Source organism: Streptosporangium sp. NPDC050148, assembly GCF_055586505.1.
Map to the genome: position 1 here is coordinate 1 of NZ_JBVJIA010000029.1, position 26,976 is coordinate 26,976.

The window sequence follows — 26,976 nt, forward strand, 5'->3', positions numbered from 1 at the left end:
CCCACCCACCCCCCCCCCCTCCCACCCCCCCCCCCCCCCCCCCCCCCCCCCCCCCCCCCCCCCCCCCCCCCCCCCCCCCCCCCCCCCCCCCCCCCCCCCCGGGCGGTGGGCGCGTTCCGCTCGGGCGGGCCACGATCCGGTTCCGCCGGACCGCGGCCCGCCGTGACGGTGCCGGGCAGGGCCCGCCCGGTCAGCTCGTGGTGCCTGTGACCGAGCTCCCGGACCTGGTGACGTGGTAGGTCACGGTCGCACCGCTCCAGAAGTGCAGGGTGAGCGTGACCCGTGAGCCGTCGTTGACCTCGGCGAAGAAGGCCGGCTTCAAGATGATCGTGCCCGCGGCGTAGTCGGGCGCGAACGCGACGTCGAACTCCTTGAACGACGTCCAGTTGTGCGGGCCTGCGTTGCTGCCGTCGGCGTACTTGGCCTCCATGGTGGCGAGGCGGTCGCCCTTGAACGAGGTGGGGATGGCGAAGGCGCTCGTCGTCCCGCTCGCGTTCTGCACGGTCGGCGTGTCATAGGTGACGACGTCGATCCGCCACGGGACACCCTGGGAGAACCGGGCCGACAGTGTCGCGTTGACGCCGTAGGCGCGCGAGCCCACCAGGCGGGTGAGCGCGGACGCCGTGAGCGTGAGCTGGTCGCCCGAGACGGTGTAGTCGGTGCCGCGCACCAGCTCCGTGTTCCCGTGGCGGAGCCCCACGAAGGAGGTGCCGTTCAGGTTCAGCGTGAGCGTCCTGCTCGTGACGGCGGACGCCTTCGCGACGAACACCTGGTCGGAGGAGGCCGTCCCCGAACGCGTCGTCCAGCTGGACTTGATCTGCGCGAACAGCTCGGGGTCGGACCACTGGAACGTGGTCCGGTTGAAGTGCTGGCCGTTGTCCCAGAGCATGGTGGTGATCTGCCTGCTCCGCGCGTAGTGGCCGAGGAACTCGAAGAACTTCAGCTTCTCGCCCTGCTGGATCGTGCCGGTGTGCCGGTCGAAGCCCAGCAGGCCGTACTCACCGATGATCACGGGGATTCCACGGGCCACGAAGGAGGCGTGGACCCGGTCGAACGCGCCGGTCAGGTCCTGCTGGACGGTGGCGTCGAAGCGCGTGCCGCCCGCGACGTTCACGCTGAACGGCCAGTACCCGTAGAAGTGGACCGTCGCGATGAGGTTGGGGTCGTTCATCGCGGTGAACGTGGCGGCCAGCTCGTCGAGTCTGGCCTGGTCGGCCGAGGTGTGCAGGGTCGGCAGGACGAGGAACCGGCTCGCGTTGTTGCCGCCCGACCGGCGCACGATGTTCCGGAAGGACGTGTTGAGCTCGTTCAGCAGGGTCGCGTTCTGGGCGTCCCCGGAGCTTCCGGTGAACTGCGGCTCGTTGACGCTCTCGAACACCAGCTTGGCCGAGGAGTCGCGGAACGTGTTCGCGATCTGGGTCCAGGTAGCGTTGTACCGGGCCAGGACGTTCGCCCGGTCGGTCGGCATGGTGTTGATCCACTGCCACGAGTCGTGATGAATGTTGATCATCACGTAGAACCCGTCGGCGAGGGCCCAGTCGACGACCTCCTTCACCCGGTTCATGTACGCCGCGTCGATGGTGTAGCCGGGCGCCCCGCCCTGGTGCTGGCCCCAGGTCACCGGGATCCGGATGCTTTTGAAGCCCTGCGCCCTGATGTTGTCGAGCAGTGCCGCGGTGATCCGCGGATTGCCCCAGGAGGTCTCGTCCGCGCCGGTGGCGTCGAGGGAGTTGCCCAGGTTCCAGCCCGGCTGCATGGCGGCCACGACGGCCTGCGCGTTACCGGGTGACGGCGTCGGGGTCGGCGTGGGAGTGGGGGTGGGAGTCGGTGTGGGCGTCGGGGTGGGAGTGGGCGTCGGGGTGCCGCCGCAGCTCACGCCGTTGACGGCGAACGTCGTGGGGGCGACGTTGGCGCCGCTGGAGCTGCCGTTGAAACCGACGGTGACGCTCGCCCCCGACGCCAGGCCCGGGGCGTACGACGGGGCGGTCACCGTCACGTTCCTGCCCGACTGGGTCCAGGTGCCGTTCCAGCCCTGGGTGACCTGCTGGGTGCCGGGCCAGGTGTAGGTCAGCGTCCACGGGCTCACCGCGTCGCCGAGGTTCTTGATCGTGATGTTGGCGCCGAACCCGCTGCCGCCGTCCCAGGTCTTGGCGTACGTCACCGAGCAGGCGACCGCCGCGTTGGCCGCGGGTGAGGTGAGGGTCACCCCGATCACCGCCAGGAGCGCGACCGCCGTGGACAGGGCCCACAACCGTAATGTCTTCATCTTCAAGCCTCCGGTGGAAGGAGCACCCGTAGGGGAGCGCTCCCATGTTTGGCCCGTTTCGCGCACGTGTACAGCGCGTTTCCCCAGGCCCGCCGCTGACCTGCTCCTGAACGCGCCGGAATTCAGCGGAGGTCTGAAAATTTCAGCGACGGGGCCATGACGGACACGGCACTCCCGCGCACCGGGACACGGCACCCCCGCGCACCAGGACGCCGGGTCGTCGCGCACCGGGTGCGGAGGCCGCTCGGCGAGGGATCTGCGATGCCGGGAAATCCCGTATCCGGCCCGGCCTGCCCGATCACCGGAAGCCCTACCAGGGCGAGCAAATGCATGCTTGACGATCAGCCCGATACGAGATCTCTTAGGTGGAGCGGTCGGGCCGTACGGAGATGTTGACGCCATTGGTACGACATGCTGTGATCTCTTATCCGTTATTTCATGTATGTTTTGTAGGAAATGGGGCGGTTGTGAGGGTTCTCCGGCGTGCGGCTGCAATGGTCGCGCTCCTGATGGGTGCGGTCGGCATCCAGATCGTTCAGGGCGGAACGGCGCAGGCGGCCCTGCCCACCGCCGCCGTCGCGCTCGGCGACAGCTTCGTCAGCGGGGAGGGTGCGGGCGACTACCAGCCCGTCGTCGACGCCTCCGGTACGCCACAGGGATTCCCCGGCTGGTCGGCGGCCAACAGCAACGCCTTCTTCTGTCACCGCTCGGCGAACGCCTCGTTGTTCAAGGCGTCGTTCCCCGGCGTCCAGGACCGCTTCAACCTCGCGTGCTCCGGCGGCCAGCCCGCCGACATCGCCAACCCCTCCGGTGCCCGCCCCAAGGGCCGCTCCGTCGCCTCGCAACTCGACCAGCTGCGCGCCGTCGCCCAGACCCACGACATCGACGTCGTCCTCATCGGCCTCGGCTCCAACAACTCCCAGTTCACCTTCGGCGACGTGGCCTCGGTCTGCGCCAACCGCTTCATCGCCGACGCCTGGACGGGCTGGTGGGAGTTCTGGGCCTACCTGGGCGGCGACGTGCCGCAGGAGCCCTGCACCGTCTCGGACCTGGCCTCCGACGCCGAGATCGCAGCCGCCACCACCGAGACCACCGCCGCCCTGCGCCAGGTCCTCGACACCCTCGCCCAGATCGACGCCGACGGCGTCCACCGGGTGGTCCTGCAGAACTACACCAACCCGCTGCCGCTCGACGTCGCCTCGCAGTACCGCGAGGAGGACAACCGCAGCGACACCCGCGACAAGTTCCGCGCCCTCGGCGCCGAGCGGTACGCCGCCGGCTGCCCGATCCACCGCGCGAGCCTCGCCCCCGGGCACGTGTTCTCCCAGAACCTCGGCTCCCTGGTCAGGAACGCGTACAACACGCTGGCGGCCGAGCGCCCGGCGGCCGACCTGCGGGTGCTGGACGTCCAGAAGGCCTTCGACGGGGCCCGGCTCTGCGAGAACCCGGGCAGCCCGGAGAACGCGCTCGCCACGCCGGTCCGGGTGCAGGACGGGCCGTCCGGCACGTTCGTCACCAGCCTGTCCGGCTGGGACAAGCTCGACGTCCAGCGGGTGGCGAACACCTGCGTCAGCTACTTCCAGACCTGCCAGGAGGCATGGCACCCCAACGCCGCGGGCCACGCCGTCCTCGGCCAGTGCCTGACCGGCGCCCTCAACGCCGCGACCCGTACGGTCGTCACGTGCGCGCGCAACGGGGACGGCACACTGACCATCTCCTCCTGACGCCTACCTCCCGACGTCCTCCTCCCGACGTCCTCCTCCGACACGCGACGGCGCGCGCCCCACCCCCGGGGCGCGCGCCGTCCCGCGTTCCCGCCTCGAAGGGGTCCTCGGCCGCTTCCGCCCCCGCTCCCGGCACGAGGCCTCAGCGCGGTGACGGCAGTACGGACAGCTCGCAGGCGTAGGCGTCGGCCGGTGCGCCGAGCACCCAGACGATCATCCCGGCCAGTGTCCGCGGCCGGATGCACAGCTCGGGATCGTACGGGCGCCCGAAGGCGTTCCTGACCTCGCCCAGCAGGTCGGTCGCCGTTCCTCCGGGATGGATCGTGGTGACGCGTACCCCGTGGGCCGCCTCCTCCTCGCGCAGTGAGTCGGCCAGCTCCCGCAGCGCCGCCTTGCCGGCGACGAACGCCGACCAGCGGGGGACACCGGTCATCCCCGGCGAGGCGTTGACGAAGATCACATGCCCTCTGGAACGCCGCAGCGACGGCAGTGTCAGCCGCACCAGTTCGGCGGCGGAGACCACGTTCACCGCCAGCGTCCGCCGCCACGTCTCCGGATCGGTGTCGGCGACGGTGGCGACGGGGGAGACGCCCGCGCAGTGCACCAGCGCCTGCACGTCCGGTAACTCCCCCGTGTCCGCCAGGGCTCCCACGGCGGCGGCGAGCGTCCCGGGGTCGGCCAGATCCGCCTCGATCCCCGGCACGTCCAGCCGCCCGACGTCGCGCCCCACGGCGGTCACCCGATGCCCGGCCTCCAGCAGCGCGCCGACCAGCGCCCTCCCGATCCCTCCGGTGGCACCGGTCACCAGCACATGCCCCATGACGCTCCCCTGTCTCGTTCCCGCGGTCCCGGCATCCGGCGCGCGTGACACCTACGGGAAGGCCGCGGGCGTCACGGAGGACGGCCGGTCACGCCGGGGCGCGGAAGGCGACCTCCACGCCCGCCGTGAGGCTCGGCGGAAAGGACCCGGGAGGAACGCAAGGAGCGGTCGTCGCCCGTCCCACAAGGCCGGACGAGTTCCTCTCCGTGGCCGCCCGGTGGTCGTTTCCTCTTCTACGGGACCGCTCGCACCGATCGCCGGTATGGTTCACGCCGAACCGGCGCGAACCATACCGGCCCGTGCGTCCGCGCTTCCATCGAGTACGCTCCCCCGCAATTCCGGCCGGGCCGGGCGAGGTCTCCCCGGGAAAGCCGGGTGAACACCGTCAATGGGCGGCCTCGTACTTTTCCACGATCGACGAGGCGATCCTGCCGCGCTCACTGACGTTCATCCCCTGCGTCTTCGCCCATTCACGAACCCTGGCGCTCTTCTCGCGGTCCATGGCGCGGCTGCCGGTCGTGCCTCCCTTGCGGCCGCGTCCCTGCCGTTCCTGGCGGATCGGACGGGCGGCGTTGATGAAGGGGGCCAGGACCTCACGCAGCCTGTCCGCGTTCTCGTCGCTCAGGTCGATCTCGTAGGCGGCCCCCTCGAGAGCGAAGGAAACGGTGCCCGAGGCCTCGCCGCCGTCGAGGTCGTCGACGAAAGTCTCCACGACCTTCTTAGCCATGTCATTCTCCAGATATGTTGTGGTGAGGCATGCCTCAGCGATTCACGGTGGTTCTTCAACCCGACGGGATCAGCGTGATGAGCTGCGGACTCCTCTCAGGTAAGAGGAGCTACCGGAAGCGGTGCGACCACCCCGTACCCCGATGCCGCGATCATAGTCGGGTCGTGCCGACGCCGGTCGCCTTCGTGTTTTCTTTTCGTGCCTCGTAACCCCGGCATCCCGAGGTCCGGGGGGAAAACATGCCTTTGCGTGTTCGCAATCCTCCTGCCCTCCCGATGAAGGACCGAACGTTTTCTCTCCCGGCGGGATCGGAGAGCGAGGATCGCCGCGGAGGCCCGGAGGAAGGGGAGAGGACGGCTGCGGCCACCGGAACGCGGCCCGGATGCCGTGTTCGGCGAAGAACGCCGGCGGAAAACGGCCTCTGCATGCGAATGGGCCTGCACCCGGTCCACGACCCCTCGGGGAGGGATGTCGTGATGACCAAGGTCAGGCCCAGCGCGTACCACGGTGTGTGTCCGAGGGGGGACTTGAACCCCCATGCCCCGCAAAGGGCACTAGCACCTCAAGCTAGCGCGTCTGCCTATTCCGCCACCCGGACGTGGTGCCTGCACGAGGGACCGTCATCCCGCGTCGGCGGACTTAGGTTAGCAAACTCTTGAGCGCGCGTCATATCGGTAAGAGTCCAGGTCCGGCCCGGGGTGCCGCGGGAAGGGGAGCGACGGCAGGATGGGAGGTGACGCCGTACCGAACCCCGAGGAGCCCCACATGACCGCGATCAACGCCGAGGACGAGGTCGCCGGGCTGTGCCGTGACCTGATCAGGATCGACTCGACCAACGCGGGCGACAACGCGGGACCGGGCGAGCGGGCCGCCGCCGAGTACGTGGCCGAGAAGCTCGCCGAGGTGGGACTGGAGCCGCAGATCCTGGAGTCGGACGACCGCCGGGCCAACGTGGTCGCCCGCATCGCCGGCGAGGACTCCTCGCGGGACGCGCTGCTGCTCCACGGCCACCTGGACGTCGTCCCGTTCGACGCCGGCGACTGGACCCTGCACCCGCTCAGCGGCGAGATCGCCGACGGCTGCGTCTGGGGACGCGGCGCGGTCGACATGAAGGACATGGACGCCATGATCCTCGCGGTCGTGCGGCAGCGGCTCAGCGAGGGGCGCCGCCCGCCCCGGGACGTGGTGCTGGCGTTCACCGCCGACGAGGAGGCCGGCGGCACCTACGGGGCACAGTGGCTGGCCGACAAGCACAGGGACCTGTTCGAGGGGTGCTCGGAGGCGATCGGCGAGGTCGGCGGGTTCAGCGTCACCATCGACGAGCGGCGCAGGCTCTACCTGATCGAGGCCGCGGAGAAGGGCATCGCCTGGATGCGGCTGACCGCCACCGGCCGGGCCGGTCACGGGTCCATGCTCAACGCCGAGAACGCCGTCACCGAGCTGGCCGAGGCGGTGGGGCGCATCGGGCGCCACGAGTGGCCGTTGCGGATGACGCGGACGGTCGAGGTGTTCCTGCGCGAGACCGCCGGGGCACTGGGGCTGGAGCTCGACCTGGACGACCCCGAGAAGACCGTCGCCGAGCTGGGGCCGCTGGCGCGGATGATCGGCGCCACCCTGCGCAACACCGCCAACCCGACGATGCTGGAGGCCGGGTACAAGGCCAACGTGATCCCGCAGACCGCCACCGCGCACGTGGACGGCCGCTTCCTGCCGGGGTACGAGGAGGAGTTCTTCGAGACCCTCGACGAGCTGCTCGGCCCCGATGTGACCAGGGAGTTCGTCTACCACGACATCGCGGTCGAGACCGGGTTCGAGGGGCCGCTGGTGCGCGCGATGGCCGACGCCCTCCTCGCCGAGGACCCGGGCGCGCTGGCCGTGCCGTACACGCTCTCCGGCGGTACGGACCTGAAGGCGTTCAGCCGCCTGGGTATGCGCGGGTTCGGGTTCGCGCCCCTGAGGCTCCCCGCGGACCTGGACTTCTCCGGGATGTTCCATGGGATCGACGAGAGGGTTCCGGTGGATTCGCTCCGGTTCGGGGTCAGGGTTCTTGACCGCTTCCTGGACGGTTGCTGAGGCGTTCGAGGGAAAACCGTTGCGTTGACGGCGCGTGCTGCTAACGTGACTCTCCGTTGAGGGAAGGCTCGTGTCGAAGCGGGCCCGTCCAGGAGTTCTCGGGAGGTCATGTGGCACGCGTGCCGCACGTGCAGTGGAGGGCGTTCTCGCCCGCTGCCCGACGCGCGCTCGTGACCCTTCCCGTCGACGACACGATCCCCGGCCGGGCTGACCGGATGGCGCGGTTCGCGGCCGGCACTCGGCGGGGCGTCGCGCGAGCCCTCGCCATCGGCGGTCTCCTGACCGCCGCATGGCTGCTCGCCGTCGTCTTCGGCCTCCTCGGCGCCGCTCCCGCGGTCGCGGACTCCACCGCGGCGGCGGAAGAGGCCCTCTCCCGGACCCCTCACACGGCCGCTTCCGGATCGGCCACGACGGCCGATGACTTCCCCACGGGCAGCGGCGGGCCGTCGGCGACGGACAACGCCGAGGCCATGGCGGGGCGAGGTGTGGACGGGCTGACCAGCCAGTCCACCCCGGAATCTCCGGCACCCGCCACCGTCGACCATGGCTCTGGCGCCAACGGATTCGTGCCCCAGAGCGGTGGTGGATCCGGCTACTTCGGGCCGGGTCCGGGGGATGTCGCGTGGTTCGCCTATGACCCGCGACTGACGACGCAGCGTGTACCGCCCGCGTTCGTGCTCCCCCCTGTCGTCCGCACAGCGGCGGACGACCCTTCTTTCTCTCCTGACTGACCTCGTCTCGCGGACCGGCCCGTCACTCCCCCGGGGACGACCCGCCGGTCGCGGAGCCTGCCCTCGTCATCCCCGTCCCCGGGAGAACCGCTCCATCGGTGAGCGGCGAGCAGGCCGACGCGACAGCAATCCCCTTCCTCGTGACGGCCCGTCGAGGCTTCCGCTGTGCGGACCCGTCCGGCCCTCGCATGGCCTCGCACGCCCTCACGAGGGTCAGTTCCCCCCGAAATGCTAGGAGTTTCAATCATGCGTACGTGGGTTACCGGTACGGCCCCCGCGGCACTGCTCGCGCTGGGCGTCATGACCATGGGCGGTGGCACGGCCCTCGCCGACACCGACGGCGAGCACTCGATCGGCGGCGGCAACCAGATCAAGGCGCCGATCACCCTGCCCATCGACATCAGCGGCAACGCCGTCGGCGTGCTCGGCGAGTCGGCCGCCTCCTCGCGGGGCGGCGCCTCGGCCGAGACCCCCGGCGGGGACGACCTCTCCGGCGAGACCTCCGGCCGGGGCAGCGTCCTGGGCGGCAACCAGATCACCGCTCCCGTCACCGCCCCGGTCAACGCCTGCGGCAACGCCGTGTCGGTGTTCGGCCGCTCCGAGGCGGGCTGCCGTGGCGGCGCCTCGGTCCGCGGCCAGGGCGGCGGCCCCGGTGGCGGGGGCGGCGCGGGTGGCAACCGGACGAACGGCGACCACAGCATCGGCGGCGGCAATCAGGTGGTCGCGCCGATCACCGCCCCGGTCAACGCCTGCGGCAACTCTTTTGCGATCTTCGGCGGGGCCACCGCCGGCTGCCGGGGCGGCGCCGCCGTCAGCGGCCAGGGCGGCGGCGGGGCCGGTGGCAACCGGACGTCGGGCCGGGGCAGCGTCCTGGGCGGCAACCAGGTCGTGGCGCCGATCACCGCCCCGATCAACATCTGCGGGAACTCGGTCGCCGTCGTCGGCGAGGCGTTCTCCGGCTGCCGGGGCGGCGCCGAGGTCGTCGGCGAGCGGCCGGGAAGGCCCGGAGGTCCGGGTCGTCCGGGTGGGCCGGGCCGTCCCGGGGAGCCCGACGGCCCGGGGCGTCCGGGGGGACCCGACGGTCCGGGGAGGCCCGGGGGCCCCGGCACGCCGGACCGGCCCGGCAAGCCGGGGTACGGCGGTCACGGGGACCACGGCGGTCGTGGGGACCACGGTGGCCGCGGGAACCAGGGCGGCCACTGGAACCAGGGCGGCCGCGGGGACCACGGTGACCACCGTGACCACGGCAAGCGCGGCCCGCGTCCGGGGGGTCCCGGCGGGTACGAGCAGGGGCCCCGCCCCGGCGGTCCCGGCTGGGGTCCCGGCCGTCCCGGGAACGACACCGACGGCCGCTTCGGGGCCGGCAGCGGCAACCAGGTGGTGGCGCCGATCGTCGCCCCCGTCGAGGCCTGCGGAAACGCCGTCGGCAACGGCCGGGCCGGGTGCCCGGGTGGCGTGACCGCCGGAGCCGGTGGGTCCGGCGCGGGTGGCGCGGGCGGGAACACCACCTCGGGCCGGAACAGTGTCCTGGGCGGTAACCAGGTGGTCGCCCCGATCACGGCTCCGATCAACGTCTGCGGCAACGCCGTGGCCGTGCTCGGTGGCGCCTTCGCGGGCTGCCAGGGCGGTGCGTCCGTCGGCAGCGGCGGGCCGGGCGCGGGTGGCGCGGGCGGGAACACCACCTCGGGCCGGAACAGCGTGCTGGGCGGTAACCAGGTGGTCGCGCCGATCACCGCTCCGATCAACGCCTGCGGCAACGCCGTGGCCGTGCTCGGCGACGCCGCCGCGGGCTGCCTGGGCGGCTCCCGCGTGGGCGGTCACCCCGGTCACCCCGGTCACCCGGGTCACCCCGGTCACCCCGGCTACCCGGGCCACCCCGGCGGCCACGGTGGCAACGGCGGTCACGGTGGTAGCGGTGGCCACGGCGGCTGGGACGCCAAGCCCGCCAAGCACAGGACCAGCGGCCTGCTGCCCTCCCTTCCCGCCGTTCCGGCCCTGGACGGTGCGGCCCAGGCGGCCGGTGCCCAGGGTGCGGCGGACCGGTCCCAGGCCGCTCCGGCGGCCGTCCCCGCCGGGCTTCCCCTGATGCCCGTCACCCCCGCCGAGACCGCGGACGCCGGGAGCGCCGAGAGGTCCGAGGGCGCCGCGAGCGGTTCGCCGCTGGCCGCCACCCCGGTCGAGGGGCTGGTCTCCTCGTCCCCGGCCGGTGCGCTGCCCGTCCGTGACCTGGGCCTGATGAGCGCCGCCCAGCCCGTCGGCGTGACCGGGATGAACGTCGGTTCCCTGGTCACCCTGCTGGTCGGCGGCCTGGCCGCGGCGGCCGCGGCGGTCTTCGGTACCACCCGCCGCATCCGTTTCGGCCAGAAGTAAGAGATCACTACCTTGCTGGACTGTTTTCCTCAGAGCCACTGAGGGCGACGCACAGACGCCTCGACGGCGGTGAGACGAGACGCCGCGCCATCCCGGCGCGGTGTCCCCCCGCCCGGCGAGGCAGGGAAGCTTTGCCCGTTCCGGGGGCGCGGCCCGGGGCGGGCAAAGCCATGTCAGCGGTCACATCGTCCTGCTCACCCGTATGATCTTCCGGCGCAACCGGACGTCCCGACGGCCGTCGGGATACAGTCTCAGGCGGTCGAGTTCCCAGTCACCGTATTCTGCATGTTCGGTGAGTATGCGCCGGGCCATGTCCCGGGAGGTACCGCGCGGAAGGTGGAGAACCAAGTAGGAGTAGTCGAGCACAGCGATTAGTCTCCGAGGGTGAGCCGAGGGACGTCGACACTCATAGGGCTTTATTCTGCGTCCTTACGGCTTCCCTTGGGAGTGCCCCCGACCGAGATCGGGTAACCCGAGGGGAAGAAAACGGGGAACGAATGCGAACAGCGAGGTAGGAAGCAGCGTGCCAGCCAAGAACGGCAACGCCGGCGGAACCCGCCTGGTGATCGTCGAGTCGCCTTCCAAGGCGAAGACCATCGCCGGGTACCTCGGCCGCGGCTACATCGTGGAGTCCAGCATCGGGCATATTCGCGACCTCCCCGAGAAGGCCGACGACATCCCGGAGAAGTACAAGGGAGAGTCCTGGGCGCGCCTCGGCGTCAACGTGGATCATGAGTTCGAGCCGCTCTACGTCGTCAACCACGACAAGAAGGCTCAGGTCAACAAGCTCAAGCAGCTGCTCAAGGACGCCGACGAGCTCTATCTCGCCACCGACGAGGACCGCGAGGGCGAAGCGATCGCCTGGCACCTGCGCGAGGTCCTCAACCCCAAGGTCCCGGTCCACCGCATGGTGTTCCACGAGATCACGAAGAGGGCGATCCAGGACGCGGTGGCCAATCCCCGCACCCTGAACCTGCGGCTGGTCGACGCCCAGGAGACCCGGCGCATCCTCGACCGCCTCTACGGCTACGAGGTCAGCCCGGTCCTGTGGAAGAAGGTCAAGCCCAAGCTGTCCGCCGGGCGCGTGCAGTCGGTGGCGACCCGGCTGGTGGTGGAGCGCGAGCGCGAGCGCCTGGCGTTCACCAGCGCGAGCTACTGGGACCTGCAGGCCATGCTCGACACCGGCCGCGACGAGGTCCCGCACGAGTTCACCGCCATGCTCACCGGCGTGGACGGCAGGCGCGTCGCCCAGGGACGCGACTTCGCGAGCAACGGCACGCTCAAGAGCGCCGGCGTGCTCCACCTGGACGAGCAGGCCGCCACCGCCCTGGCCGGGCGGCTGGCCGGGGTGTCGTACAAGGTCAAATCGGTCGAGCGCAAGCCGTACACCCGCAAGCCGTACGCGCCGTTCAGGACGACCACGCTGCAGCAGGAGGCCAGCCGCAAGCTGGGCTTCTCCGCGAAGTCGACCATGCAGGTCGCCCAGCGCCTGTACGAGAACGGTTTCATCACCTACATGCGGACCGACAGCATCACGCTGTCGGAGACCGCCGTGGCCGCCGCCCGCAGCCAGGCGATCAAGCTCTACGGCTCGGCCTACGTGCCCGACAAGCCGCGCGTGTACGCCAGCAAGGTCAAGAACGCCCAGGAGGCGCACGAGGCGATCCGTCCCTCGGGCGAGGAGTTCCGCACGCCGGGCGAGACCGGGCTGAGCGGCGACATGTTCCGCCTGTACGAGCTCATCTGGCAGCGGACCGTGGCCTCCCAGATGAAGGACGCGGTGGGCGAGTCGGTCACCGTCAAGGCCGAGGGCACCTCCAGCGCGGGCGAGCGGGTCGAGTTCAGCGCCTCCGGGCGGACCATCACCTTCCACGGCTTCCTCAAGGCCTACGTCGAGGGTGCCGACGACCCCTCCACCGACCGGGACGACTCCGAGAAGCGCCTGCCCAACCTGGCCGAGAACGACCCGCTCACGGCCTCCGCGCTGAACGTGCTGTCGCACGCCACCAAGCCCCCGGCGCGCTACACCGAGGCGTCGCTGATCAAGGAGTTGGAGGACCGGGAGATCGGCCGGCCGTCGACGTACGCGTCGATCATCGGCACCATCCTGGACCGCGGGTACGTGTTCAAGAAGGGCACGGCCCTGGTGCCGTCCTTCCTGGCGTTCGCGGTGGTCAACCTGCTGGAGCAGCACTTCGGCAACCTCGTCGACTACGACTTCACCGCCGACATGGAGAAGGTCCTCGACGACATCGCCAACGACCGGGCCGAGCGGGTGCCCGAGCTGCGCCGGTTCTACTTCGGCGAGGACGGCGACGAGGGTCTCAAGGAGATGGTCACCGACCTCGGCGAGATCGACGCCAAGGAGATCAGCTCCTTCCCCATCCGGGGCACCGACATCATGATCCGGGTGGGCCGCTACGGCCCGTACCTGGACCGCGACGGCGCCCGGGTGAACGTGCCGGAGGACCTGGCCCCCGACGAGCTCACCGCGGAGATGGCCGAGGAGCTGTTCTCCCGGCCGACGGGCGACCGCGAGCTGGGCAAGGACCCGGTGACCGGCCACCTGATCGTGGCCAAGGACGGCCGCTACGGCCCGTACGTGACCGAGATCCTGCCCGAGGAGCCGCCACCGGCCGAGGGCGCGGGCACCAAGAAGCGGACCAAGAAGGCCGACGCCCCCAAGCCGCGTACCGGATCGCTGCTCAAGTCGATGTCCCTGGACACCGTCACCCTGGACGACGCCCTGAAGCTGCTGTCGCTCCCCCGGGTGCTCGGGGAGATCGACGGCCAGGAGGTCACCGCCCAGAACGGCAGGTTCGGCCCGTACGTCAAGAAGGGCACGGACTCGCGCTCGCTGGCCTCCGAGGAGGAGATGTTCACGGTCACCCTGGAGCGGGCCAAGGAGCTGTTCGCCCAGCCCAAGGCGAGGGGCAGGCAGGCCGCGTCCGCGCCGCCGCTGCGCGAGCTGGGCGAGGACCCCGTCTCCAAGAAGCCGATCGTGGTGAAGGAGGGGCGGTTCGGGCCGTACGTCACCGACGGGGAGACCAACGCCTCCCTGCGCAAGGGCGACGAGGTCGAGCAGATCACCACCGAACGTGCCGCCGAGCTCCTCGCCGACCGCCGTGCCCGCGGCCCGGCGCCCAAGCGGCCCCGCGCCACCAAGGCCAAGGCGAAGGCCTGACGGCCTGACGGCCTGAGGCCGCCCGGTGGGACCGGGCCCCGGCTCCGGGGCCCGCGGCGGGCGGGGAACGCATTCACGTTCCCGGACGTTCTTCGGAACGCGCCGGAGACCGCCGGCGGGTGCCGGGCAGAGGGCGAGTGACGATCGTGGGCTTCGTGTCGCTGGTCATCTGCGCGATCACGGTGGTCCACTACTACCTGTGGCGGCGCCTGGTCCGCTCGACCACGCGGCCCGGACGGGCCCGCCGGGTGCTGACCCGCATCCTGGTGGGGCTGGCCGTGCTCGCCCCGGTGACGCTGGTCGCCTCGCGCAGCGAGTGGGGGCACTTCCTGGCGTGGCCGGGGTTCTTCTGGATCGCGTTGATGTTCTACCTGTTCGTGTTCCTGGTGGTCCTGGAGATCCCCAGGGCCGTGGCCCTGCTGACCGTGCGCGGGCTGGAGCACCGGACGAGGCGTTCGCCCGAGCACCCGGAGACCGCGACCCCCACCGGGAGCGGGTCCGGTACCGGGAGCGGGTCCCGGAGCGGGAGCCCGACCCGCACCGAGAGCGCGACCCGTACCGAGACCAGGGCCGAGATCCCGGCCGGGAGCGGGAACGGGTCCCCGGACGGAAGCGGGACCGAGGTCGGAGGGGTGATCGTCGTCCCCGGCGAGGGGGACACGCCCCCCGCCGCGGACGCCCCCACGGAGACCGGGATCACCAGAAGGCTGTTCATCGCCCGTACGGCGGCGGTGGCCGCCGGCGCGGGCGCGCTGGGCGCGGTCGGGTACGGGGTCCGGACGGCCCTGGGCGACCCGGTGATCGAGCGGGTCGGGGTCGCGCTGCCCAGGCTGGACCCGCGCCTGAACGGCCTGCGGTTCGCGGTGGTCAGCGACATCCACCTGGGCCCGCTCACCGGCGTCGCGCACACCCGGCGGATCGTCCGCATGATCAACGAGTTGGAGGCGGACGTGGTCGCGGTCGTCGGCGACCTGGTCGACGGCACGGTGGCCGAGCTCGGCCCGCTGGCCAGGCCGCTGAGGGACCTCGAATCCCGCTACGGCGCCTACTTCGTCACCGGCAACCACGAGTACTACACGGCGAACGGCCCGGCCGAGTGGGTCGAGGAGCTGCGCGGGCTCGGCGTCCGCCCGCTCGGCAACGAGCGCGTCGAGATCGCCCACGGGGGAGCCGTGCTCGACCTCGCCGGGGTCAACGACATCGGCGGTACGGCCTCGGGGGACGGCCCGGACTTCGAACGGGCCCTGGGCGGGCGCGACCGTTCCCGGACCACCGTCCTGCTCGCCCACCAGCCGATCCAGGCCGTCCAGGCGTCCGGGTACGGCGTGGACCTTCAGCTGTCCGGTCACACGCACGGCGGGCAGATGGTCCCCTTCAACCTGATCATCCCGTTCCAGCAGCCGGTCGTCTCCGGCCTCGGCGAGGTGGGCGGCACTCGGGTCTACGTGACGCGGGGCGCGGGCTTCTGGGGTCCGCCGGTCCGGGTGGGGGCCCCGCCCGAGATAACCCTTCTGGAGGTCCGGAACGAGAAACTCTAGAAACACCGGCACCCGGCGCTTCTTTTCGCCTGCGCCGCCTGCGACGCGCACGGTGGACGTATTACCCTCATCCAACGGACGGCCGCGCGTTTCCGCCTGAGACCTGTCCTCCCCCGCCCGGCGAGCACCTGGATACGCTGACACCATGACCATCCCCGGCCGGAGCACCGCCCGCCGCAAGCCCCCCCACGTGCTGGCCAACGCCCCGTTCCGCAAGCTGTGGACGGCGATGTCGGTGTGCAGCCTGGGGGACTGGCTCAACCTGCTGGCGCTGACCGCCCTGGCCGGCAACCTCACGGCGGGATCGAGCTACCAGACCCAGAGCATGGCCATCGGGGGCGTCTTCGTGGCGAAGATGCTCCCGGCCGTCGTGCTGGGCCCGCTCGCGGGGGCCTTCGCCGACCGGTTCGACCGGCGGCTGACGATGTTCTTCTGCGACCTGCTGCGTTTCGCGCTGGTGCTGTCCATCCCGCTGGTGGGCAGGTACGAGTGGATCATCGTCGCCACCTTCCTGGTGGAGTGCGTGAACCTCTTCTGGGTCCCCGCCAAGGACGCCACGGTGCCGAACCTGGTGCCCAGGGAGCGACTGGAGGAGGCCAACCAGCTCAACCTGCTGGTCACCTACGGCACGGCCCCGGTCGCCGCGCTGCTGTTCGCGATGCTCTCGCTCGCCGACGACGTGCTGGGCCGGGTGGTGCCCTTCCTGGCCCAGCGCGAGACGTACCTCGCGCTGTTCGTCAACGCGCTCGCGTACCTGATCTCGGCCGTCATCATCTTCTCGCTCAAGGACATCCCGAGGACCGTCGCGCCGGACGCGGCCGGGACCCCGTCGGTGCTGCGGCAGATCGTCGAGGGCTGGCGGTTCGTCGGCGGCAACCGGCTGATCCGCGGCCTGATCATCGGCATGCTGGGCGCCTTCGCCGGCGGCGGCGCCGTGGTCGGGGTGGCCAAGCTCTACGTGGGCGAGCTGGGCGGTGGCGACGCGGCGTACGGCGTGGTCTTCGGGTCGGTCTTCGTCGGCATGGCGTCCGGCATGTTCTTCGGGCCCCGGCTGCTGAGGGAGCTGTCGCGGCGAAGGCTGTTCGGCCTGTCGATCATCGTGGCCGGGCTGCTCCTGGTGGCGATCGCGCTCGTGCACAACCTGGTGATCGTGGTCCTGCTGACCGTGCTGCTCGGCGCGTGCGCGGGGATCGCCTGGATCATCGGCTACACCATGATCGGGCTGGAGGTGGACGACAACCTGCGCGGCCGGACGTTCTCCTTCCTGCAGTCGCTTGCGCGGGTGACCCTGCTGCTGGTGGTGGCGGTCGCGCCGACCCTGGCGGGCCTGTTCGGCAAGCGCGAGATCCTCGTCGGCTCCGACCCGGTCTACACCTTCGACGGCTCCAACCTGGTGCTGCTGGTCGGCGGCCTGCTCGCCGCGGCCGTCGGGATCGTCGCGCTGCGGCAGATGGACGACCGCAGGGGCGTCTCGATCGTCGCGGACCTGATCGCCGCGGTGCGCGGCAGGGGGTACGCCCCCGAGACGGCCGAGCAGGCGCACGGCATGTTCATCGCGTTCGAGGGCGGTGAGGGGTCGGGCAAGACCACCCAGTCCAGGCTGCTGGCGATCTGGCTGCGGGACCAGGGCTTCGACGTCGTGCAGACCCGCGAGCCCGGCTCGACCAAGGTGGGCATGCGGCTGCGCGCGATCCTGCTCGACGCCGTGCACCAGGGCCTGTCGGCCAGGTCGGAGGCGCTGATGTACGCGGCCGACCGGGCCGAGCACGTGGAGAAGATCATCCTCCCGGCCCTGCACCGCGGCTCGATGGTGGTCTGCGACCGGTACGTCGACTCGTCGCTGGCCTACCAGGGCGCCGGCCGGGAGCTGGAGCCCGAGGACGTCGTGATGATCAACCGCTGGGCGACCGGCGGGCTCGTCCCCGACCTCACCGTGCTCATCGACGTCCCGCCGTCGGTGGGGCTGACCCGGCTGGGCGGTGCCGCCGACCGCATCGAGTCCGAGCCGCAGGAGTTCCACGAGCGCGTACGCCGCGAATTCCGGTCGCTGGCCGCCGCCGAGCCCGACCGCTACCTGGTGGTCGACGGCACCCTGCCGCAGAACCAGGTCTCAATGATCATTCACGACCGGGTCCGCGAGATCCTGCCCGACCCGGTGCCGCGGGAGACCGAGGACGTCACCGGCACCATGCCCGCGATCCGCGACTGACGGCCGTCACCGGTCACCGGTCGGCGTCCGTCACCGGTCGGCGTCCGTCGGCCGAGGGGCGTCGCCGGCCGCCGGCCGTCACGCGCGACGCCGGGCCCGCGGGCCGGCACCGGCGGTAGGTTGGTGGGCGTGGGAGTCTTCGATGATCTTGTGGGGCAGGAGCGGGCCGCGGCGACGCTGAGCCGGGCCGCGGCGGCCGGGGCCGACCTGCTGGCCGGTGGGCGCGGCGCCGGCATGACCCACGCGTGGCTCTTCACCGGCCCGCCCGGATCCGGCCGGGAGGAGGCCGCGCGGGCGTTCGCCGCGGCGCTGTTCTGCCCCGACCAGGGGTGCGGCCACTGCGACATGTGCCATCAGGTGGCCGTCGGCTCCCACCCGGACCTGGAGATCGTCCGCCCGCAGGGCCTGTCGTACGGCATCAAGGACACCCGCCGGCTCATCCTGCGCGCGGCCGGGGCTCCCACGCTGGGCCGCTGGCGCGTGGTGCTCTTCGAGGACGCCGACCGGGCGACCGAGGGGGCCTCCAACGCGCTGCTCAAGGCCATCGAGGAGCCGCCGCCGAAGACGGTGTGGCTGCTCTGCGCGCCCTCCCCGGACGACATGATGATCACCATCAGGTCGCGGTGCCGGCTCGTCACGCTGGTCACCCCGCCCACCGCCGCGGTCGCCCACGTGCTGGCCACGCGCGAGAACGTGCCCGTGCCGATGGCGGAGTTCGCCGCCAGGGCCGCCCAGGGGCACCTCGACCGCGCCCGCCGCCTCGCCCTGGACGAGCCCGCGCGGGAACGCCGCGAGGCGGTGCTCTCGATCCCCCGGTCGCTCACGGGGGTCGGGGAGTGCGTGACGGCCGCCGAGCGGCTGGTGAAGACCGCCGAGGACGAGGCCGCGGCGGTCACCTCGACGCTGAACGAGTCGGAGATCACCGAGCTGCGCCAGGCCTACGGTGAGGGCTCCACCGGCAAGGGGCTCAACAGGGGCCTGATCCGCGGCGGAGCCGGCGCGCTCAAGGACCTGGAGGACCGGCAGAAGTCCCGGGCGACCCGGACCAAGCGCGACGTCATCGACGCGGCCCTGCTCGACCTGGTGGCGTTCTACCGGGACGTGCTGGCGGTGCAGTTCGGCGCCGGGGTGGAGCTGGCGAGCGAGGACCGGCGCGCCGACCTGGAGGACCTGGCCCGCGCCTCCACGCCGGAGGAGACCCTGCTCAGGATCGACGCGATCATGCGCTGCCGCAGGCGGCTGGCGGCCAACGTCAGCCCGCAGATGGCGGTCGAGTCGATGACCATCTCCCTGCACCGGCCCCGGCTCTGACCCGTACCCCGCCCTGATCCGCGGGGCGGGTTCGCTTCTCTTCGGGGGCCGTTCCGCGACCGGGCGACTCCCGTGTTCTGTGCCTCCCGGCGCCGCCGGCGTTCCTGAGCGTTCCCCGGTGCTCCGCGGCGCCTCCGTGGTTCTCCCGGACGTCCTCGGCGCCCCTCGGCGCCCCGCCGCGACCCGCGGCGCCGCGGTGTTGCCCGGCGGGTCCGGTCGTCCTCGGCGTGCGCGGTGTTCCGCGGTCCCGAGGGGTCTTTCCGGTGCTCTCGGGACGGTCCGGGATCCGTTCTCCGGCGCGCCCGGCCCCTGCCCGTACGGTTCCGGCGGGGCCGGGGTTCGGGATGTCCGGGAGAGGAATTTTCCGGCGTACCGAAGCCCGGCATACGCGGGCTCGTGGGGCGCGATATCGGCCGGTAAGGGGCGCGGGCCTGCGGCCGAGTGGTCACTATCCGCATTTTTCCGATTAGATGGAACCATTCTCCGCCAAGTCGACTCAAAGTGGAGATGTGAGTCGTTAAGATTCACGGACGAAAATTAGCGTTTTTGTTATAAAACAGTGCAACAGTGCCCTTCTTCATGGGGATGAGCAGCGAAGACCGGGGGACTCTTGGTGAGCATCGAGGCACGCCACGGGATGATCTCGCCCACGGGCGGGCGGGCCGTGACGAGCCGCGTGGAGAACGACGACACGCTGAGAATCGAGTGGCCCGAGCCGGTCGACGCGGAGATCGTCCTCAGGCACGTGGAGACCGGCCAGGAATGCCCGGCGGCGGATCTGAGGGTCCTGCCCGCCGGGGACTGGATGGCCTTCAACCGCGGGGAGCCTGTCCTCACCGACGATCCGGGGTTCTGCCTCGACGGGCTCTGGTCCTACGCCGAGACCCGCCGCAGCCGGGAGATCAGGGCCTTCCGCACCCCCGCCGGCCTGCTCGGCCTGCGGGTGCGCGAGGTCGAGCCGTACGTCGAGGTGATCCGCGTGACCGCGGACGACGGCGTGATCCAGGCCGAGGGCGCCGTCGCGTACGGCGACCCGATCCGGGGGGAGGCCAGGCTGGTGGCCGTGGCGCGGAAGGGACCGGAACCGGTGAGCGGTCCGGCGAGCTTCCAGGGCCGGTGGTTCGAGGGGGCGCTGGAGATCGAACCCATGACCGTGAACCAGGTACGGCCCCGGGTCTTCTGGGACCTGTACGCGGAGATCGCCGGGACCCGGCTCCCGCTGGCGACCCGCCTCGACGACATCGTCGACAAGAAGACCAAGGTCCGTTTCCCCGCCCAGCGGGTGGCGCAGATCCGCGTCCGGCCGTACTACACCGAGACCGACAGCCTCGCCGTCGCGGTCAGCGTCGAGGAGGCGACCTCGTGAAGATCTCCTTTCTCATCCTGAACGCCTACGGCATGGGCGGCACCATCCGCGCGACCTTCGACCTGGCCGGCGCGATGTCGGAACGGCACGATGTCGAGATCATCAGCGTCTTCCAGCACGCCGACCGGCCCTTCCTGCCGCTGGCCCCCCGGGTGAGGCTGCGCTCGCTGGTGGACCTGCGCGAGGGCGCCAAGGTCCGCTGGCCGTTCGCGAGGAAGGCCGCGCGCCTGAGCGCGCAGGAGAGCACGCTGATCCACCCCGAGGAGCGCGCCTACGCCTCCTTCAACGCCTGGAGCGACACGGTCCTGGTCCGCGAGCTCCGCAGGCTCCGCAGCGACGTGCTGATCACCACCCGCGCCGGGCTGAACCTGATGGCCGCGAGGTTCGCCCACAAGAGGGTCGTCACCATCGCCCAGGAGCACCTGCACTTCGAGGCGCACCAGCCTGGGATCTTCGAGGAGATCCGGACGTGGTACCCGAAGCTGGACGCGGTCGTCACCCTGACCGAGGCCGACGAGCACGACTACCGGAACATGCTCGACGGGGCGCCCACCCGGGTCTTCACCATCGGCAACGGGCTGCCGGGCGGGCCGCGGCCGCGCTCCCGGCAGGAGAACCGGATCGTGCTGGCGGCGGGCAGGCTGGTGCCGGTCAAGGGGTACGACCGGCTGCTGAAGGCGTTCGTCCGGGTGGCCGAGGAGCGTCCCGACTGGAAGCTGCGGATCTACGGTGAGGGCCGGGTCGGCGAGAAGCTGGTGAGGCTGTCGGTCAAGCTCCGCCTGCACAACAACGTCACGTTCATGGGCTCCACCGGCGACATCCAGGGCGAGCTCGCCAAGGCGTCCATCCACGCGGTCAGCTCCCGCTTCGAGGGGTTCGGCATGACCATCATCGAGGCCTTCGCCTCCGGGGTGCCCGTGATCAGCTTCGACTGCCCCCGCGGTCCTCGGGAGATCATCACCTCGGGCGTCAACGGGCTGCTGGTCCCGGCCGACGACGTGGACGCCCTGGCGGAGGGGCTGATCCGGATGATCGACGACGAGGAGGGCCGTCGCCGGATGGCGGAGAACGCCCTGCAGGCGGCCAGGAACTACGACATCTCCACGATCGCCGAGCGCTGGGAGAAGTCCTTCGCCGAACTCGGCCGCTGAGCACGGCGGCTGGGCCCTTCCCGTACGGGCCCAGCGCTCCGCCGGATGTGGAGCGTAGGGTGAACGGGAGCCGTCCCCCCAGCTTTGGAGCCTCATGAGCATGATCATGGCGGTGAGCTTCACCCGCTACGGCAGGCTGTACTACCTCGATCCCGGCGAGCACAGCCCGAAGGTCGGGGACAAGGTACTGGTTCCCACCGATTCCGGGCCCGAGGTGGCCGAGTGCGTCTGGGCGCCCCAGTGGACGAGCGAGGACGTCGAGGGGCTGCCGGTGTGCGCGGGCATCGCGGGCGAGGAGCACCTGACCCGCGACGAGACCAACAAGCGGCGGCGCGCAGAGGCGCGCAGCGTCTCCAAACGCCTGATCAAGAGGCACGCCCTGCCCATGAAGGTGGTCGGCGTCGACTACGTGGACGACGACAACGTCTACACGGTCTACTTCTCCGCCCCCCACCGGGTGGACTTCCGCGCACTGGTCCGTGACCTGGCCCGCAACCTGCGCGCCAGGGTGGAACTGCGCCAGATCGGCCCCCGCGACGAGGCCCGCCTCCAGGGCGGCATCGGCCCCTGCGGGCGCGACCTGTGCTGCGCCACCTTCCTCAAGGACTTCGAGCCGGTCTCCGTCCGGATGGCCAAGGACCAGGACCTGCCGGTCAACCCGCTGCGCATCGCCGGGGCGTGCGGCCGGCTGATGTGCTGCCTGAAGTACGAGCACCCCCTCTACCTCGACGCGCACAGCAGGATGCCCCGCATCGGCCTCAAGGTCGACACCCCGGAGGGCGCGGGTACGGTCGTGGCCCGCAACGTGCCCTCCGACTCCGTCGTCGTCCGCCTGGAGGAGAGCGGCCGGCGCTGCGCGTGCCCGTCGGCGTCGGTGTGCTCCCCGCGCAAGCAGCACGACGCGGCGTACGGCGGCGCGGTGAAGGTGGCCGAAAGCGGGCCCGAGGGCTGATCCGCCCGGCGCCGGACGTCGCCGTCGGGGACAATGGACCGTACGCGTGTCCCGGGGGACGGGGCGCGCCAGTCCCGGCGTCGCACGGCGGACCTCTCACGCCGGATCGGTACGCGACCTGACCTACGGAGCGACAAGGCGTGAGATCGCGTGTGGCCGCAATCCTGGCGGCGCTGGCCCTGGTCGCCGGGGCGTGCGGCGGTCCCGGCGGCGACGGCGGTGACCGTGCTTCCGGCGGTGACGGCACCCCGGTCGGCGCCGGTGTGCGGGACGGGCTCGGCTGGGACGGGTGCGGGGACGGCTTCGAGTGCGCCCGGCTCGCCGTGCCGCTCGACCACTCCCGGCCGGACGGCGAGCGGATCGAGCTCAGCGTGATCCGGCTCCCCGCCTCGGGACGGCGGATCGGCTCGCTCCTGCTCAACCCCGGCGGTCCCGGCGCGTCCGGGGTCCGGTACGCGCGCGGCGCCCGCACGGTGGTGAGCCGGGCCCTGCGGGAACGCTTCGACATCGTGGGCTTCGACCCGCGCGGCGTCGGCGAGTCCTCCCCGGTCCGGTGCCTGTCCTCGGCCGAACTGGACGCCTACGTCGGCCTCGACGCCTCGCCCGACTCACCCGGGGAGGTCACCGCGCTGCAGGAGGGCTCGCGGCGGTTCGCCTCCGGGTGCCAGGCCCGCTCGGCCGGGCTCCTGCCGCACGTCGGCACGGCCGACGCGGCCCGCGACATGGACCTGCTGCGCGCCGCCGTCGGCGACCCCCGCCTCACCTACCTTGGCAAGTCGTACGGCACGCATCTGGGCGCCGTCTACGCCGACCTCTTCCCCGGCCGCGTCCGCGCCCTGGTCCTGGACGGCGCCGTGGACCCCTCGCTGGACCCGCTGGAGGTGAACGCGGCCCAGGCACGCGGTTTCGAGACCGCCCTGGACGCCTTCCTGCGGGACTGCCTGCGGGCCGCGGCCTGCCCCTTCACGGGGTCGGTCACCTCCGCCCGCGCGGAGATCGCAGGCCTGCTCCGCCGCGCGGACACCCGTCCCCTGGCCAACTCGACCGGCGACGGCCGTACGGTGACCGAGGCCTGGACCACGCTCGGCATGATCACTCCCCTCTACGACCGGCAGGCGTGGCCGATCCTGCGCCAGGCGCTCGGCCGGGCACTCCGGGGCGACGGGACCCCCCTGCTGCGCCTGGCCGACCTGCTGATCGACCGGCGGGAGGACGGGGAGTACGCCAATCAGACCGAGTCGAACCTGGCCGTCAACTGCGTCGACTCCCCCTACCCCGCCGACCCGGCCGTCTACGCGGCCGCGGCCCGCGAGTCCTCGGCGAGGGCACCCCTGTTCGGGGCGTACGTCGTGTGGAGCTCACTGCCCTGCGCGTACTGGCCGGTCGAGGGGGGTGCCCGGGAGCGGATCGACGCGCCCGGCGCCCCGCCCATCATGGTCGTCGGCACCCAGCGGGACCCGGCCACGCCGTACGAGTGGTCCGAGGCCATGGCCTCCCAGCTGTCCTCGGGCGTCCTGGTCGGCTTCGACGGCGACGGGCACACCGCCTATCTCACCGGCTCGGCGTGCGTGGACCGTCTGGTGGACGACTACCTGATCGACCTGGCCGTTCCCCGGGACGGGACCCGCTGCCCCAAGATCGGCTGATTCCGCTGATTCCAGGGCGCGGAGAGCCCCCGGAAGCCTGTAGACTGCCATAGGTCGTGTCGAAGGACACGACACGCCGCCTTAGCTCAGTCGGCCAGAGCACTTCACTCGTAATGAAGGGGTCTGGGGTTCGATTCCCCAAGGCGGCTCCAGGTCAGAGGCCCTCCGGGATCATCCCGTAGGGCCTTTGTCGTGTCCGTACCGCAACGTAGTCGACTCGTCCGAGGCCGTGCTCCTCCCGTCGTTCCGGCGGTCGGAGCGTTCGGTGGACTGCTGCTCGCGGAGTGCTCGGAGCGCTTCCGCGAAGCCGGGTCTCCTGGTCGGTTCTGCGTCCGTAAGCTCTCTGAACAGGTGATGTGCGCGGTCAGGGGCATGCTCGGCTCTGGAATTCATCGTGCCTTTTCCCGATGTGACGCCTCCCCTCTGGTTATTCTCACGGTATGACTGCTCAGCCTGTCCATCCGCACGCTCCCCGGGAGCCCCGGGTGGAGCGCACCGTTGATGGGATCGCTGAGGCCCTGCAGGGTGGTCGGCGGATGGAGTTCTACCGGGAGCTCGGCACAGCATCTCTGGATCAGGTGGAGACGATCCTGCGTCGTTGGTGGTGTGAGGCGATGCTCGACACAGATCCCGAGGCCGACCAGATCCGTAGGGCCGCGCTGGAGGGTACCTTGCCCGTCGCCACGCTCGATGACGTCCTTGCCCGCCGAGGGCAGCAAGGACTGCCCCTTGAGTGAACCCCAAGCGGAGGGATGGCCGTGCCATTTCTCCGAAGGGGTCGCGGAGCTTCTGGCCGATCCTCGGATCAGCCCGATGGTGTTCTCGGGGTCGTTGCGCTCTCCGTTGAGATCAACGAGACGAGAGGCGATGTCTCCGGTCACACCGCTTCCGTCCAGTGGCCACGGCAGCGCAGGGTTCCGCTCGGTAAGGATGGGATCTTGGGCGTCGCCGAATACGTCGTCGTTGCGGACGCGGCCGAACCGCACTGCATCATCACTCGTGTCCAGTTGTACTAGACGGTGATGCGAGAGTGGTCCCGCCGAAACGTCACACCGACCATCGGCGTGAGTATCACCGGGGCTACCCTCTCCGGGAAAGACCGGTAGCGCCGTGCGCGCGTTCCTGGTCGCCGAGGTGATCGCTCTTTCCGGGGCGCGGCGGACCGGATCTCGTCAGGTGATCACCGACTTACTCCATCGTGACCGCCACACCAAACTTTCCGGTGTGCATGCTCCGGTATGACGATCTGAGAGGGTCCCTTGCCTGTGCTCCCTCAGATCCCATGTCTGGTCGCGTATGACGTCACCAACTGTGTGACAACGACGGATGACGGTGAATTGCCGTGGACTGTATGCGCAGGTGGGAGCAGGTGTACGTCAAGGTTCCGCCTCTTCCTGATTCGCCTCGTAATGAAGGGAGCCGGGGTTCGACCTCCCGAGGCGGCTCCGGATGGAGAGGCCCTCCTGAATCACGTCCGTTCTCGTGGTCGTCGCAACACATCAGTTGAGGGAATGCGATGGACTTCGAGATCCGGGAGGGCCTTTTCGCGTGCCGTGCGACAGTGAGGCACGGCGACGGGGCCGGTCATGAGTGGTACGGGGTCCGATGTCTCTTCCGGTGGGGCGCTCGGAACACGTACGAGGAACGCGTCACCCTGTGGCGGGCCGGCTCGGCCGAGGCGGCGATCCTGCTGGCCGAGCGGGAGGCGGCCGAGTACGCCGACGGGCAGGGCTTCGAGTACCTGCACTTCGCGCAGTCCTTCAGGATCTTCGATGCCGCGATCGGGCAGGGCACGGAGGTGTTCTCCCTGCTGCGGGACAGTGACCTCGGGCCTGACGCCTACCTGACGGCCCTCTTCGACACCGGATCGGAACGACAGGGAAAGATTGACGGGTGATCCGGGTCGGTCGGGGCACCCCGCTCCGCCGCAGGCCGAGGAAGCCGCCACAGGCCGAGGACGCGGACGTACGCGGTCGCAGGCCGAGGATGAGGACGTACGCGGCGTAGGGCGGTTCGTCCGTACCGTTTGGTTCAGCCGTGCTCGGGTTCCACCGGGAGCCACAGCTCGGCGTCGGCCTCGGTCCTGTCCGGCGACAGGCAGGTGCGCAGGATCTCGGGGCCGGTGCGGGTGCGGTACGGGTTCGACGGGAACCACTCGGTGAACACGTCCCGCCACAGCTCCTGGATGGCCTGCGGGACCGGCCCGGAGGTGGTGAAGACCGCCCAGGTGCCGGCCGGGACGGCCAGCGTGGTCATGCCCTCCGGAGCGGCCACGGAGGTGATCACGCCCTGGTAGTAGTCGAGGTCGGTGCCCTCGGCGCGGCTGGGGTCCAGGTCGTCGCAGATCGCGACGATGCCGTGCGGCTCCTGGTCCGACAGTTCCTCCAGGCGTTCCAGGGCCCGTGGGTCGATCCCGCGGACGAAGTCGATGATCGCCTGGTTCGGCCCCGCGTGCACCAGTGGCACCCGGGTCTTGAGGCCGACGACGGTGAAGTCCGCCTTGTCCACGACGCGGTATCGCATGCTGCTCCGCCCTTCGATGGTGAGGCGGAAGGTCATCCGGGACTGGGAGTTGAGCGCGGCGCCGGTACGCCGGGCCTCGCCGGGTCCGATGCCGTGCATGGCACGGAACGCCCGTGCGAACGCCTCGCCGGAGCCGTAGCCGTAGCGCACCGCGATCTCCAGCAGTGTCTCCCGCCCCGCGAGCACTTCGGCGCCCGCGAGGGTGAGGCGACGGCGCCGGATGTACTCCGACAGCGGTATGCCCGCGAGCGCGGAGAACATCCGGCGCAGGTGGTACTCCGAGGTGGCGGCGATGCGTGCCACCTCCTCCACCTCGACGGTCCGGTCGAGATGGCGCTCGATGTGTTCCATGGCCTGGTTCAGCCGCTCCAGCACGCCCGGTCCC

General features: G+C 71.1%; 19 protein-coding genes and 2 tRNA genes. 15 read left to right on the top strand and 6 right to left on the bottom strand.

Annotated elements, in window-relative coordinates; genetic code table 11:
• Positions 1–190: 190 nt before the first annotated feature.
• Entirely contained in the window at positions 191–2,266 is a 2,076-nt protein-coding gene (locus tag ACZ6RT_RS28005; protein WP_470157067.1) for a cellulase family glycosylhydrolase, read from the bottom strand.
• A 494-nt stretch (positions 2,267–2,760) separates the two neighbouring features.
• Between ACZ6RT_RS28005 and ACZ6RT_RS28010 the strand changes: the two genes are divergently transcribed.
• Positions 2,761–3,990, top strand: a complete 1,230-nt coding sequence (locus tag ACZ6RT_RS28010) for a hypothetical protein (RefSeq protein ID WP_399190110.1) — start codon at positions 2,761–2,763, stop codon at positions 3,988–3,990.
• A gap of 142 nt (positions 3,991–4,132) precedes the next feature.
• Here the strand turns inward: ACZ6RT_RS28010 and ACZ6RT_RS28015 are convergent, their stop codons facing one another.
• The 3 genes from ACZ6RT_RS28015 to ACZ6RT_RS28025 all read right to left on the bottom strand — a co-directional run bounded on the left by ACZ6RT_RS28015 (position 4,133) and on the right by ACZ6RT_RS28025 (position 6,135).
• On the bottom strand, positions 4,133–4,810 hold the full coding sequence (locus tag ACZ6RT_RS28015) for an SDR family NAD(P)-dependent oxidoreductase (RefSeq protein ID WP_470157068.1): 678 nt from the start codon (positions 4,808–4,810) through the stop codon (positions 4,133–4,135).
• A gap of 385 nt (positions 4,811–5,195) precedes the next feature.
• Complete coding sequence (locus tag ACZ6RT_RS28020) at positions 5,196–5,537, bottom strand: Lsr2 family protein (protein ID WP_399190107.1); 342 nt, start codon at positions 5,535–5,537, stop codon at positions 5,196–5,198.
• A gap of 512 nt (positions 5,538–6,049) precedes the next feature.
• A tRNA-Leu gene (locus ACZ6RT_RS28025) sits at positions 6,050–6,135 on the bottom strand.
• Positions 6,136–6,302: 167 nt separating this feature from the next.
• Between ACZ6RT_RS28025 and ACZ6RT_RS28030 the strand changes: the two genes are divergently transcribed.
• The 3 genes from ACZ6RT_RS28030 (at position 6,303) to ACZ6RT_RS28040 (ending at position 10,711) form a co-directional block, all read left to right on the top strand.
• A complete protein-coding gene (locus ACZ6RT_RS28030; RefSeq protein ID WP_470157069.1) occupies positions 6,303–7,610 on the top strand; it encodes a M20/M25/M40 family metallo-hydrolase in 1,308 nt (435 codons plus the stop codon).
• A gap of 110 nt (positions 7,611–7,720) precedes the next feature.
• Positions 7,721–8,341 (top strand): hypothetical protein, encoded by a 621-nt coding sequence (locus tag ACZ6RT_RS28035; protein ID WP_470157070.1) that lies wholly within the window; start codon positions 7,721–7,723, stop codon positions 8,339–8,341.
• Between the two features lie 246 nt (positions 8,342–8,587).
• Positions 8,588–10,711: a chaplin family protein gene (locus ACZ6RT_RS28040; RefSeq protein ID WP_470157071.1), complete on the top strand. Its 2,124-nt coding sequence runs from the start codon at positions 8,588–8,590 to the stop codon at positions 10,709–10,711.
• Between the two features lie 180 nt (positions 10,712–10,891).
• Here the strand turns inward: ACZ6RT_RS28040 and ACZ6RT_RS28045 are convergent, their stop codons facing one another.
• Positions 10,892–11,077 (bottom strand): DUF5703 family protein, encoded by a 186-nt coding sequence (locus tag ACZ6RT_RS28045; RefSeq protein ID WP_344892769.1) that lies wholly within the window; start codon positions 11,075–11,077, stop codon positions 10,892–10,894.
• A gap of 157 nt (positions 11,078–11,234) precedes the next feature.
• On the opposite strand from ACZ6RT_RS28045, the gene topA reads away from it, so the two are divergent.
• The 11 genes from topA (at position 11,235) to ACZ6RT_RS28100 (ending at position 25,965) form a co-directional block, all read left to right on the top strand.
• Positions 11,235–13,895, top strand: a complete 2,661-nt coding sequence (gene topA / locus ACZ6RT_RS28050; protein WP_470157072.1) for a type I DNA topoisomerase — start codon at positions 11,235–11,237, stop codon at positions 13,893–13,895.
• 137 nt (positions 13,896–14,032) lie between these two features.
• Positions 14,033–15,433: a metallophosphoesterase gene (locus tag ACZ6RT_RS28055; protein ID WP_470157073.1), complete on the top strand. Its 1,401-nt coding sequence runs from the start codon at positions 14,033–14,035 to the stop codon at positions 15,431–15,433.
• A gap of 145 nt (positions 15,434–15,578) precedes the next feature.
• Positions 15,579–17,642 (top strand): dTMP kinase, encoded by a 2,064-nt coding sequence (tmk, locus tag ACZ6RT_RS28060; RefSeq protein ID WP_470157074.1) that lies wholly within the window; start codon positions 15,579–15,581, stop codon positions 17,640–17,642.
• 129 nt (positions 17,643–17,771) lie between these two features.
• Entirely contained in the window at positions 17,772–18,953 is a 1,182-nt protein-coding gene (locus tag ACZ6RT_RS28065) for a DNA polymerase III subunit delta' (RefSeq protein ID WP_399190093.1), read from the top strand.
• A 613-nt stretch (positions 18,954–19,566) separates the two neighbouring features.
• Entirely contained in the window at positions 19,567–20,319 is a 753-nt protein-coding gene (locus ACZ6RT_RS28070; RefSeq protein ID WP_470157075.1) for a hypothetical protein, read from the top strand.
• A complete protein-coding gene (locus ACZ6RT_RS28075) occupies positions 20,316–21,470 on the top strand; it encodes a glycosyltransferase family 4 protein (RefSeq protein WP_470157076.1) in 1,155 nt (384 codons plus the stop codon). Before ACZ6RT_RS28070 ends, ACZ6RT_RS28075 begins: the two co-directional genes overlap by 4 nt.
• A gap of 94 nt (positions 21,471–21,564) precedes the next feature.
• Complete coding sequence (locus ACZ6RT_RS28080) at positions 21,565–22,422, top strand: PSP1 domain-containing protein (protein WP_399190087.1); 858 nt, start codon at positions 21,565–21,567, stop codon at positions 22,420–22,422.
• A gap of 140 nt (positions 22,423–22,562) precedes the next feature.
• The gene (locus ACZ6RT_RS28085) at positions 22,563–24,068 is read left to right on the top strand and encodes an alpha/beta hydrolase (RefSeq protein WP_470157077.1); all 1,506 of its coding nucleotides are present in this window, start codon (positions 22,563–22,565) and stop codon (positions 24,066–24,068) included.
• A gap of 75 nt (positions 24,069–24,143) precedes the next feature.
• A tRNA-Thr gene (locus ACZ6RT_RS28090) sits at positions 24,144–24,220 on the top strand.
• 333 nt (positions 24,221–24,553) lie between these two features.
• Positions 24,554–24,805, top strand: coding sequence for a hypothetical protein (locus ACZ6RT_RS28095; RefSeq protein WP_399190027.1), 252 nt, complete (start codon positions 24,554–24,556; stop codon positions 24,803–24,805).
• Positions 24,806–25,629: 824 nt separating this feature from the next.
• Positions 25,630–25,965: a hypothetical protein gene (locus tag ACZ6RT_RS28100; protein ID WP_470157078.1), complete on the top strand. Its 336-nt coding sequence runs from the start codon at positions 25,630–25,632 to the stop codon at positions 25,963–25,965.
• Between the two features lie 134 nt (positions 25,966–26,099).
• Here the strand turns inward: ACZ6RT_RS28100 and ACZ6RT_RS28105 are convergent, their stop codons facing one another.
• Positions 26,100–26,966 carry an AraC family transcriptional regulator gene (locus tag ACZ6RT_RS28105; protein ID WP_470157079.1) on the bottom strand — a complete coding sequence of 289 codons (867 nt, stop codon included), beginning with the start codon at positions 26,964–26,966 and terminating at the stop codon, positions 26,100–26,102.
• Between the last annotated feature and the right edge of the window lie 10 nt (positions 26,967–26,976).